Below are 10,045 nucleotides of genomic sequence, written 5' to 3' on the forward strand. Positions count from 1 at the left end.
GCGGCCGCGGAGCCGGCCCCCCGGGATACGACGAAGGGCTCGCCGTCCTTGCGGACAGCGAGCCCCATCGTACGAACAGGCTGGTCAGGCGGTACCGACGAAGAGCACGAACAGCAGCCAGACCACCGGCGCCGTCGGCAGCAGTGAGTCGAGCCGGTCCATGATGCCCCCGTGGCCCGGGAGCAGCGTGCCCATGTCCTTGATGCCGAGGTCGCGCTTGATCATCGACTCGCCGAGGTCGCCGAGCGTCGCGCTCGCCGCCACCGCCAGGCCGAGCAGCAGGCCCTGCCACCACGTGCCGTCGTCGATCAGGAACTCCATGCAGAGCGCGCCGGCGGCCATCGCGAACGTCACCGCCCCGAGCAGGCCCTCCCGGGTCTTGCCGGGGCTGATCCGCGGCGCCAGCTTGTGCCTGCCGAAACGCCAGCCGATCGCGTACGCGCCGGTGTCGCTGACCACGGTCAGCACCAGGAACGTGAGCACCCGCTGCGGCCCGTCGTCCGCCGTGAGCATCAGCGCCACGAACGTCGCCAGGAACGGCACGTAGAACGCGGCGAACACACCCGCCGTGACGTCCTTCAGATAGCCCTCGGGCGGCTCCGTCATGCGCCACACGAGAACCGCGAGGGCGGTCAGGGCCATGGCGACCCAGGCCCCCTCCGCGCCGCGGACGTATCCGGCCACGACCATCGCCGCGCCGCCGACGGCGAGCGGGACGACCGGAGCCTTGATGCCCTTGCGCTCCTGGAGACGGGAGGTGAGCTCCCACAGTCCGACCACGACGGCGACCGCTATGACGCCGACGAAGGCCGCCTTCCAGATGAAGAGCGACGCGATGATGACGGCGCCGAGCCCGATCCCCACTCCTATGGCCGCGCCCAAATCGCGCCCCGCGCTCTTCTTCTGCGGAGCCCCTGGAGCGGGCTGCGACGGGCTGGACATGGGCTCCTGCGGGTGCTCGTTCGGCGTCTCGTCACGGAACAGGGGACCGCTCTGGTGAGCGGCCCCCCGGTCGTGGTCGTCCTGGTGATCGCCGGCGGGGACGTCGGGCACGATGGGCATGGGCCGAGTCTGCGCCGCCTGTAGCCCATCGTATGCGGGACCCGCCGGGGCAGGCCCCTGGTCGGGCCCCCAGTAGCCGGAACCGGCCGGGGCCCTCCAGGAAGAGTCGTTCATCAGACCTCGAGCAGCTCGGCTTCCTTGTGCTTGAGCAGCTCGTCCACCTGCGCGACGTACTTCGCGGTGGTGTCGTCGAGCTCCTTCTCGCCGCGGCGGCCCTCGTCCTCGCCGACCTCGCCGTCCTTGACCAGCTTGTCGATGGCCTCCTTGGCCTTGCGGCGGACGGAACGGATGGAGATCTTCGAGTCCTCGGCCTTGCTCTTGGCGACCTTGATGTACTCGCGGCGGCGCTCCTCGGTGAGCTCCGGGAACACCACACGGATGATGTTGCCGTCGTTGCTCGGGTTGACGCCGAGGTCCGAGTCACGGATCGCCTGCTCGATGTTGCGCAGCGCGCTCTTGTCGAACGGGGTCACCACCGCCATGCGCGGCTCCGGCACCGAGAACGACGCCAGCTGATTGATCGGCGTGATCGCACCGTAGTAGTCGGCCACGATCTTGTTGAACATCGCCGGGTGCGCACGGCCGGTGCGGATCGCGGCGAAGTCCTCCTTGGCGACCACGACGGCCTTCTCCATCTTCTCCTCGGCCTCGAGGAGGGTCTCTTCGATCACCACTTGCTCCTGCGTGTCGTCGCGTCTTGTCCTGCACGGTGTGCGACCGGCAGGGCTCTGTCCATCCCCTCGCGGGGCGGTACCCGGTGTCAGGCTTCAGGCCCGGGTGCCCTGGTCGCTCACGAGAGTGCCGATCTTCTCACCCTTCACCGCGCGAGCGATATTGCCCTCGGCGAGCAGTTCGAAGACGAGGATCGGGAGATTGTTGTCGCGGCACAGCGTGATGGCGGTGGCGTCGGCGACCTTGAGGTCGCGGGAGAGCACCTCGCCGTACTCCAGCGCGTCGAACTTCACCGCGTCGGGGTTGGTCTTCGGGTCGGAGTCGTAGACCCCGTCCACGCCGTTCTTGCCCATGAGCAGGGCCTCGGCGTCGATCTCCAGGGCACGCTGGGCGGCCGTGGTGTCGGTGGAGAAGTACGGCATGCCCATACCGGCGCCGAAGATGACCACGCGGCCCTTCTCCAGGTGGCGCACGGCCCGCAGCGGGATGTACGGCTCCGCGACCTGGCCCATGGTGATGGCGGTCTGGACGCGGGAGTCGATGCCCTCCTTCTCCAGGAAGTCCTGGAGTGCGAGGCAGTTCATGACGGTGCCGAGCATTCCCATGTAGTCGGAGCGCGCCCGGTCCATGCCGCGGACCTGCAGCTCGGCGCCGCGGAAGAAGTTGCCGCCGCCGATCACGACCGCGATCTCCGCTCCGTCGCGGACGACTGCGGCGATCTCGCGCGCGATTTTGTGCACGACGTCGGGGTCGACGCCGAGCGCGCCGCCACCGGCGAATGCCTCGCCGGACAGCTTCAGCATGAAGCGGCCGGACTTTTTGCCGTGGATGTCGTCGCCCTGTGCGGCGGACTGGTTCATGGAGATCTCCTCGTGCACATACGACGAAGGCCATTGCCGATGGGTCCTTGCGGTTTCCCCTACGGCAATGGCCTCCTCGTCAGATCTGCGGTCGTCCTACGCGAGCGTGGACGACTGCTTCAGACCCTACCGGGGTCCGGTGTCCGTTGCGTACGGACTCAGATGCCGACCTTGATGCGCGTGAAGCGCTTCAGGGTGACGCCGGCCTCGTCCAGGATCTGCTGGACGGACTTCTTGTTGTCCAGCGCGTACGGCTGGCCGAGCAGCGTGGCGTCCTTGAAGAAGCCGTTGACGCGACCCTCGACGATCTTCGGGAGCGCGGCCTCGGGCTTGCCCTCGGCGCGGGTGGTCTCCTCGGCGACGCGACGCTCGGTCTCGACGACCTCGGCCGGGACGTCCTCACGGGTGAGGTACTTCGGCGCGAAGGCGGCGATGTGCTGCGCGACACCCTTGGCGATCTCGGCGTTCTCCTTGTCGAACTCGACGAGAACACCGATCTGCGGGGGCAGGTCGGGCATGGTGCGGTGCATGTAGGCCGCGACGTAGCCGTCGGCGTACTGCGCGAAGCGGTCGAGGACGATCTTCTCGCCGAGGTTGGCGTTGGCCTCGTCGACGAACGCCTGGACCGTCTTGCCGGGCTCGATCTCGGAGGCGAGCAGCGCCTCCAGGTCGGCCGGGGAGGTCGCGGCGACGTGCTCGGCGAGCTGGCTGGCGACGGCCTGGAACTTGTCACCCTTGGCGACGAAGTCCGTCTCGCACTTCAGCTCGACGAGGACACCGGAGGTGTTGTCGTCGGCGATGAGGGAGACGACGGCGCCGTTCTCGGCAGAGCGGCCCTCGCGCTTGGCGACGCCCTTCTGGCCCTTGATGCGCAGGGCCTCGACGGCCTTGTCGACGTTGCCGTCGGCCTCGTCGAGCGCCTTCTTGCAGTCCATCATGCCGGCGCCGGTGAGCTCACGGAGCTTCTTGACGTCAGCGGCGGTGTAGTTCGCCATGAGTCTGAGTTTCTCTCTCGAAGTCTGAAAGATCTACGGGTGGACGGCGGGGGCTTCGTGGGCCCCCGCCGTCGACGTCCGTTCCGTCCGAAACAACCGGACCCGTGAGGGTCAGGCCGTGGGTCAGGCCTGCTCGGCCTCGGCGGCCGGAGCCTCGGCCTCGGCCTCGGCCGCGGGGGCCTCGGCGGGGGTCTCGGCAGCAGCCTCGGCAGCGGCCTCGGCCGGCTTCTCGCCCTCGGCGGCCTCGACGGTCTCGTCGGCCTTCTTCTCGCCCTCGAGCAGGTCGCGCTCCCACTCGGCGAGCGGCTCGCCCGCGGCCTTCTCGCCCGGCTTCGAGTCGCCGGTCGCGGCGCCGGAGCGGGCGATGAGGCCCTCGGCGACGGCGTCGGCGATCACGCGGGTGAGGAGGGTGACGGAGCGGATCGCGTCGTCGTTGCCCGGGATCTTGTAGTCGACCTCGTCGGGGTCGCAGTTGGTGTCGAGGATCGCGACGACCGGGATGTGGAGCTTGCGCGCCTCACCGACGGCGATGTGCTCCTTCTTGGTGTCGACGATCCAGACGGCGCTCGGCACCTTCTGCATCTCGCGGATACCACCGAGGGTCTTCTCCAGCTTGGCCTTCTCGCGGGAGAGGACCAGGAGCTCCTTCTTGGTGAGACCCGAGGCGGCGACGTCCTCGAAGTCGATCTGCTCGAGCTCCTTGAGGCGCTGCAGACGCTTGTAGACGGTGGAGAAGTTGGTGAGCATGCCACCGAGCCAACGCTGGTTGACGTACGGCATGCCGACACGCGTCGCCTGCTCGGCGATGGCCTCCTGGGCCTGCTTCTTCGTACCGACGAACATGATGGAACCGCCGTGGGCGACGGTCTCCTTGACGAACTCGTAGGCGCGGTCGATGTACGACAGCGACTGGAGCAGGTCGATGATGTAGATGCCGTTGCGCTCGGTGAAGATGAAGCGCTTCATCTTCGGGTTCCAGCGACGGGTCTGGTGACCGAAGTGGACGCCGCTCTCCAGCAGCTCCCGCATCGTGACGACGGCCATGGCCGTATCTCCTTGGTGTTCTCGGTTATGTCCTGACGCCCCGACGCGCCGTGCCACGAGGGACCGAAAAGGCGCTGCCACGACTTGTGAGGGTGGTGGCGGGGCGTGCGAAGTCGACCCGGTGACCCGGATCGCCATAGGAAGTGTACGGGACCCGGAAGGCGCCGGGTGACGGCGCTGTCCACAACCGGCCGGTACTCCACAGATACCGACCATGATCCCCGCGGAACGGGCGCCCGCGGGAGCGTGACCCCCATGCACCTCACGACACTGCTCCTCGTGGCCGCCCTGAGCTGGCCCGTAGGGCCACCGCGCCCCGAGATCCTCCGCGGCTGGGAACCACCCGCCGGCCCGTACGGCCCGGGCCACCGCGGCCTCGACCTCGCCGCCCCACCGGGCACCCCGGTCCACGCGGCGGCGCCCGGCGTCGTCACCTTCGCGGGCCGGGTGGCCGGTCGCGGAGTCCTCACGATCACCCTGCCGGGAACCGGGGACCCGCCCCTGCGCACCACCTACGAACCGGTGACCCCCACGGTCGCCGTCGGCACCACGGTCACCCGCGGCCGGCCCGTCGCCACCCTCTCCATCCCACCGGAGGACACCGCGCACTGCCCGACGTCCTGCCTCCACTGGGGCCTGCTGCGGGGCGACACCTACCTGAACCCCCTGCTCCTCCTCGACCGGCGCCCCACACGGCTGCTGCCGGTGACGGGCCTGCCCTGACGGACACGACACCCGAAGCGGGGGCGGGGGGGTGGGTGGGGGCGGGGGGCGGGGGGGCGGCGGGGGGCGGGGGCGGGGTCAGCCGCTGACGCCGCGGAGGGCCATGGCGACCGCCGCGTCGGCGATGGTGTCCGGCTCCTCCGCCGCTCCGAGCTCGATGCGGCGCACGGCCGCGTCCACGACGCCCTGGAGGAGCATCGCGCCGAGTCGGGGTTCGGCCTGGCCCAGGTCCGCCAGGGCCTCCACGATCATGGCGACGAGTCCGCCGTGGGCGGCGCGGATCTTCTCCCGGGCGCCGTCGTCGAGCTCGCTCGCGGAGATGGCGACGACGGCGCGGTGGCGTCGGTCCCCCACCAGCTCCAGCTGCTTGCGTACGTACGCCTCGACCTTGCCCTCGGCCGTGTCGGCCCGGGCCATGGCCGTCTCGACCTCGGCCGCCCAGACGGGGAAGTCGACGGCGCACAACTCCTCGACGACGGCCGCGCGGGAGCGGAAGTACTCGTACACCGAGGAGCGGGCCAGGCCCGTGCGCTCGGCGAGTGCGGGGAAGGTCAGCGCCTCCGTACCGCCTTCGGACAGCAGGGATCGCGCGGCGTCCAGCAGGGCGCCGCGCTGCATCGTCCGGTGCTCGGCCACACTGGCCGCTCGAATCCTGGGCACGGCTCCACTGTACGACCGGCCTCGTGGCGTCAGCGTCCTACATCGGCCAGCTTGGCGCGCAGCTGCAGGACCGACTTGGTGTGGATCTGGCTGACACGGCTCTCGGTGACCCCGAGGACGTGGCCGATCTCGGCGAGGGTGAGGCCCTCGTAGTAGTAGAGGGTGACGACGGTCTTCTCCCGCTCGGGGAGGGTGTTGATGGCCCGGGCGAGCAGCCGTCTCAGCTCGCGGTCCTCGGCGATCTCGACCGGATTGTCGGCGGCGGTGTCCTCCAGCGTGTCCATGATCGACAGCCGGTCGCCGCCCTCGCCTCCGACGTGCAGCAGCTCTTCGAGGGCCACGACGTTCGCCAGGGACAACTGGCTGAAAACGGCGTGCAGTTCCTCCAGGGCGATGCCCATCTCGGCGGCGACCTCGCTCTCGGAGGGGGTCCGCCGCAACTGCGCCTCGAGAGTGGCGTAGGCGCGCTCGACGTTGCGTGCCTTCTGGCGCACGGAGCGGGGGATCCAGTCCAGGGCGCGGAGTTCGTCGATCATCGCGCCGCGGATGCGGGTGATGGCGTAGGTCTCGAACTTGATCGAGCGTTCGACGTCGAACTTCTCGATGGCGTCGATCAGCCCGAAGACCCCGGAGGAGACGAAGTCGGCCTGTTCCACATTGGACGGCAGTCCGACGCTGACGCGGCCGGCTACGTACTTCACGAGCGGCGAGTAGTGCAGGATCAGCTGTTCCCGCAGACGCTCGTCGCCCGTGTCCTTGTACGACCGCCACAGCTCGTCGAGCGATGTCGGCGCGGGTGGTCGCACGGTGCCCCGGGCTGCTGGGGGCACCGCAGCGCGGTCAGACCCGGAGGTGTGCTGGGGCATGCGTTGCCTTGAGCCGTTCTGCTGTGGAGTGGGTCGGTGGGTGTGGCCGGTAGGGGGTCCTGGTGAGCGTAGCGTGACTGGCATGTCGCGGTGAGCGATCCTCCGTGGATCGCTCCGGCCGGGGTGGGTTCCCTCGTCCACATCTTCGAACCCGGCCGGGGCGTGTGTCGGCTCCTCGGGTGCGGTCGAAAGGGCTCGGGTGTTCACCCACATCACCTTTTCACCCGAATGCTCCAGGTCAAGGACCGCCTCGCCGCGGGTTCGTCCCTTCCGTGGGCCTGTTCGTCAACTGCCAGTCACCGCCCTGCCGTTCGACGTACCCCAGGGAGTGCAGTTCGTACAGTCGGGCGAGGGTGTCGTCCGGGGTGGTTCCGGCCCGGTCGGCGATCTCGGGTACGGGGGTGGGGCGGCCGGCGGGGAGGGCTTCGAGGACGCGGGCCGTGGACGGGCCGAGGAGGTCCCTGGGCAGGACGGGGCCTCGGCGGACGGGGGCGAGCTGCCCCATGTCGCCGACGAGTTCGATCACTTCGGCGGCGTCGGTGACGAGGGCGGCCTCGCCGCGGAGGAGTTCGTGGACGCCGGCGGAGAGACCGCTGGTGGCGGGGCCGGGGATGCCCATGATGTGGCGGCCGAGTCGGTGGGCGTTGCGGGCGGTGACGAGGGATCCGCTGCGGTACTGGGCCTCGACGACGACGGTGCCGCGCGTGAGGGCGGCGATGACGCGGTTGCGGAGGATGAATCTGCTGGGTGTGGGGTGGCTGCCTGGTGGCAGTTCCCCGAGGACCAGCCCTTGTTCGGCGATGCGTCCGATGAGTCCGGCGTGGCCGCGGGGGTAGGGGACGTCGACGCCGCAGGCGAGGACGGCGACGGTGGCGCCCTGGGCGGCGAGGGCGCCTCTGTGGGCCGCGCCGTCGATGCCGAAGGCCGCGCCGGAGACGACGACCCAGCCGTGTTCGGCGAGCCCGGAGGCGAGGGTGGTGGCCATGTGCGCGCCGTAGGGGGTGCAGGCGCGGGCGCCGACGACGGCGACGGAGCGCAGGGCCCAGGTCCGCAGGTCGGCGGGGCCGCGGATCCAGAGTCCGATGGGGCGGGCGTCGCCGAGGTCGTCGAGCTGCCGGGGCCATTCGGTGTCGCCGGGGACGACGAGCCGGCCGCCGTGCTGGGCCGCGGCGTCGAGGTCCCGTCGTGGTTCGACGGCCGCGGCGCGTCGGCGCCATCCGTCGACCCGCTTCTCCCCGGTGCCGGGGAACGGGGCGGCGCCCGGGGCGCCCGGCCCGGCCGGGGGCCCGGCCCCGGGGTGGGTCTCGGGGTGGGTGTCGGGGTGGGTGTCGGGGTGGGTGTGGGGGTGGGTGTCGGGGTGGGTGTGGGGGTGGGTTCCGGCGGGGTCGCGGAGGCGTCGGAGGAAGCCCGCGGCGCCGTACCGGCGGAGCCAGCGGCCGGCGTGTTCGTCGCCGGGTTCGACGATGCGGGTGAGAGCGGCGCGGGCGAGGCGCTCTTCGTCCGGGGTGGCGCGGGGTGTTTCTTCCGTGGTGGGTTCCTGCCCGGTGGTCATGCGAGGTCCCCCGCTCCGACGGGTACGCCGCGGGCGATGCCGGTGCGCAGCTGGAGGGCGAGCTCGACGTCGTGGGCGTCGGGCCGGTCGTGCCCTGCGAGGTCGGCGACGGTCCAGGCGACGCGGAGGACGCGGTCGAGACCGCGTGCGGTGAGGAGGCCGCGTTCGATGTCGCGTTCGGCGGCGGCGAGGGCTCCCGGGCTGACGACGTAGCGGGTACGGAGTTCATGGCCGGGGACTTCGCTGTTGACGCTCCAGGGGGTGTCGGCGAGGCGGGCCGTGGCGCGGGCGCGGGCTTCGCGGACGCGGTCGGCCACGACGGCGGTGGGTTCTCCGCGGCCGCCGTGGCCCAGGAGGTCGGATCGGGTGACGGGTTCGGCCTGGACGCGCAGGTCGATGCGGTCGAGAAGGGGTCCGGAGAGCCGTGCCTGGTAGCGGCGGATGAGGGAGGAGGGGCATTCGCATCCGGTGCCGTGCAGGGTGTGGCGTCCGCAGGGGCAGGGGTTGGCCGCGAGGGCGAGCAGGAAGCGGGCGGGGAGGCGGACGACTCCGGCGGCGCGGGCGACGACGACGTGTCCGGATTCGAGGGGCTGGCGGAGGGCGTCGAGGACTTTTCCGGAGAATTCAGGAGCTTCATCAAGAAAAAGAACGCCTCGATGAGCGAGGGAGACGGCGCCGGGGCGTGGGAGGCCGTTGCCGCCGCCGACGAGGGACTGCATGGTCGCGGAGTGGTGGGGTGCGCAGTAGGGGGCGCGGCGGACGAGGGGTTCGCCGGGCGGAAGGATGCCGGCGACGGAGTGGACGGCGGTGACTTCGAGCGACTCCTGTCGGGTGAGCGGCGGAAGGATGCCGGGGAGCCGTTCGGCCAGCATGGTCTTGCCCGCACCGGGCGGCCCGGAGAGCAGGAGGTGGTGACTGCCCGCGGCGGCGACCTCCAGGGCCTGGCGGGCGCTGTGCTGTCCGGCGACGTCGGCGAGGTCGGGTCCGTCGGCCGGGTCGGCGGCGAGGCCGGTGCCCACGCCGGCGCCGGGGACGAGGAGTCCGGCGAGCATGGCGTCGGGGCGGCCCTCCTCGGCGGGTTCCTCCTCGGGGACGGGTTCGTCGGTGAGGACGGCGATGAGCTGGCGCAGGCTGCGGACGCCGAGGACGGACACTCCGGGGACGAGGGCGGCTTCGCCCGCGGTCCGTTCGGGGACGACGACCTGCTGGTAGCCGGCTTCGGCGGCGGCGAGGACGGCGGGCAGGACGCCGCGGACGGGGCGGACGCGGCCGTCGAGCCCCAGTTCGCCGATGAGGACGAGGTCGGCGATGACCCTGGGGTCGATCCGTTCCGCGGCGCCGAGGACGGCCGCGGCCACAGCGAGATCGAAACCCGATCCGCCCTTGGGGACGGAGGCGGGGCTGAGTCCGACGGTGAGTTTTTTCTGGGGCCACTCGGCGTCCGAGTTGACGATGGCCGCGCGGACGCGGTCACGGCTTTCGGTGAGGCTCTTGTCCGGGAGGCCGACGAGGGTGAAGGCGGCCACTCCGGGTTCGAGGTCGGCCTGGACCTCTACGACGACGCCTTCCACGCCGACGAGGGCGACGGAGCAGGTGCGGGCGAATCCCATC

At 71.0% G+C, this 10,045-nt stretch carries 10 protein-coding genes; 1 reads left to right on the forward strand and 9 read right to left on the reverse strand.

Going from position 1 to position 10,045, the window contains the following annotated elements; genetic code table 11:
• Positions 1–84: 84 nt before the first annotated feature.
• The 5 genes from ACZ4VW_RS24705 to rpsB form a co-directional block, all read right to left on the reverse strand.
• A complete protein-coding gene (locus tag ACZ4VW_RS24705; protein ID WP_467965938.1) occupies positions 85–1,176 on the reverse strand; it encodes a phosphatidate cytidylyltransferase in 1,092 nt (363 codons plus the stop codon).
• Positions 1,176–1,733 (reverse strand): ribosome recycling factor, encoded by a 558-nt coding sequence (gene frr / locus ACZ4VW_RS24710; RefSeq protein ID WP_467965940.1) that lies wholly within the window; start codon positions 1,731–1,733, stop codon positions 1,176–1,178. The genes ACZ4VW_RS24705 and frr overlap by 1 nt, the downstream gene beginning before the upstream one ends.
• Before the next feature lie 96 nt (positions 1,734–1,829).
• A complete protein-coding gene (pyrH, locus tag ACZ4VW_RS24715; RefSeq protein ID WP_467965942.1) occupies positions 1,830–2,594 on the reverse strand; it encodes a UMP kinase in 765 nt (254 codons plus the stop codon).
• 158 nt (positions 2,595–2,752) lie between these two features.
• On the reverse strand, positions 2,753–3,589 hold the full coding sequence (gene tsf, locus ACZ4VW_RS24720; RefSeq protein ID WP_467965944.1) for a translation elongation factor Ts: 837 nt from the start codon (positions 3,587–3,589) through the stop codon (positions 2,753–2,755).
• A gap of 123 nt (positions 3,590–3,712) precedes the next feature.
• Complete coding sequence (rpsB, locus tag ACZ4VW_RS24725; protein WP_467965946.1) at positions 3,713–4,633, reverse strand: 30S ribosomal protein S2; 921 nt, start codon at positions 4,631–4,633, stop codon at positions 3,713–3,715.
• Between the two features lie 255 nt (positions 4,634–4,888).
• Between rpsB and ACZ4VW_RS24730 the strand changes: the two genes are divergently transcribed.
• On the forward strand, positions 4,889–5,356 hold the full coding sequence (locus ACZ4VW_RS24730) for a murein hydrolase activator EnvC family protein (RefSeq protein ID WP_467965948.1): 468 nt from the start codon (positions 4,889–4,891) through the stop codon (positions 5,354–5,356).
• Between the two features lie 78 nt (positions 5,357–5,434).
• On the opposite strand, the gene ACZ4VW_RS24735 is transcribed toward ACZ4VW_RS24730, so the two are convergent.
• The 4 genes from ACZ4VW_RS24735 to ACZ4VW_RS24750 all read right to left on the reverse strand — a co-directional run bounded on the left by ACZ4VW_RS24735 (position 5,435) and on the right by ACZ4VW_RS24750 (position 10,044).
• Positions 5,435–5,992: a TetR/AcrR family transcriptional regulator gene (locus ACZ4VW_RS24735; RefSeq protein WP_467966129.1), complete on the reverse strand. Its 558-nt coding sequence runs from the start codon at positions 5,990–5,992 to the stop codon at positions 5,435–5,437.
• Between the two features lie 53 nt (positions 5,993–6,045).
• Positions 6,046–6,882 (reverse strand): RNA polymerase sigma factor WhiG, encoded by an 837-nt coding sequence (whiG, locus tag ACZ4VW_RS24740; RefSeq protein WP_467965950.1) that lies wholly within the window; start codon positions 6,880–6,882, stop codon positions 6,046–6,048.
• Between the two features lie 238 nt (positions 6,883–7,120).
• On the reverse strand, positions 7,121–8,434 hold the full coding sequence (dprA, locus tag ACZ4VW_RS24745; RefSeq protein ID WP_467965952.1) for a DNA-processing protein DprA: 1,314 nt from the start codon (positions 8,432–8,434) through the stop codon (positions 7,121–7,123).
• Positions 8,431–10,044 (reverse strand): YifB family Mg chelatase-like AAA ATPase, encoded by a 1,614-nt coding sequence (locus ACZ4VW_RS24750; protein ID WP_467965954.1) that lies wholly within the window; start codon positions 10,042–10,044, stop codon positions 8,431–8,433. Before ACZ4VW_RS24750 ends, dprA begins: the two co-directional genes overlap by 4 nt.
• Position 10,045 lies beyond the last annotated feature (1 nt).

Source organism: Streptomyces sp. NPDC029139 (genome assembly GCF_055564335.1).

What these genes read in the sequence shown, in the direction of transcription:
- whiG (WP_467965950.1), bottom strand. Translation starts at nt 6,882, where the DNA reads ATGCCCCAGCACACCTCCGGGTCTGACCGCGCTGCGGTGCCCCCAGCA.
- dprA (WP_467965952.1), bottom strand. Translation starts at nt 8,434, where the DNA reads ATGACCACCGGGCAGGAACCCACCACGGAAGAAACACCCCGCGCCACC.
- ACZ4VW_RS24730 (WP_467965948.1), top strand. Translation starts at nt 4,889, where the DNA reads ATGCACCTCACGACACTGCTCCTCGTGGCCGCCCTGAGCTGGCCCGTA.
- pyrH (WP_467965942.1), bottom strand. Translation starts at nt 2,594, where the DNA reads ATGAACCAGTCCGCCGCACAGGGCGACGACATCCACGGCAAAAAGTCC.
- ACZ4VW_RS24705 (WP_467965938.1), bottom strand. Translation starts at nt 1,176, where the DNA reads ATGAACGACTCTTCCTGGAGGGCCCCGGCCGGTTCCGGCTACTGGGGG.
- tsf (WP_467965944.1), bottom strand. Translation starts at nt 3,589, where the DNA reads ATGGCGAACTACACCGCCGCTGACGTCAAGAAGCTCCGTGAGCTCACC.
- ACZ4VW_RS24750 (WP_467965954.1), bottom strand. Translation starts at nt 10,044, where the DNA reads ATGGGATTCGCCCGCACCTGCTCCGTCGCCCTCGTCGGCGTGGAAGGC.
- rpsB (WP_467965946.1), bottom strand. Translation starts at nt 4,633, where the DNA reads ATGGCCGTCGTCACGATGCGGGAGCTGCTGGAGAGCGGCGTCCACTTC.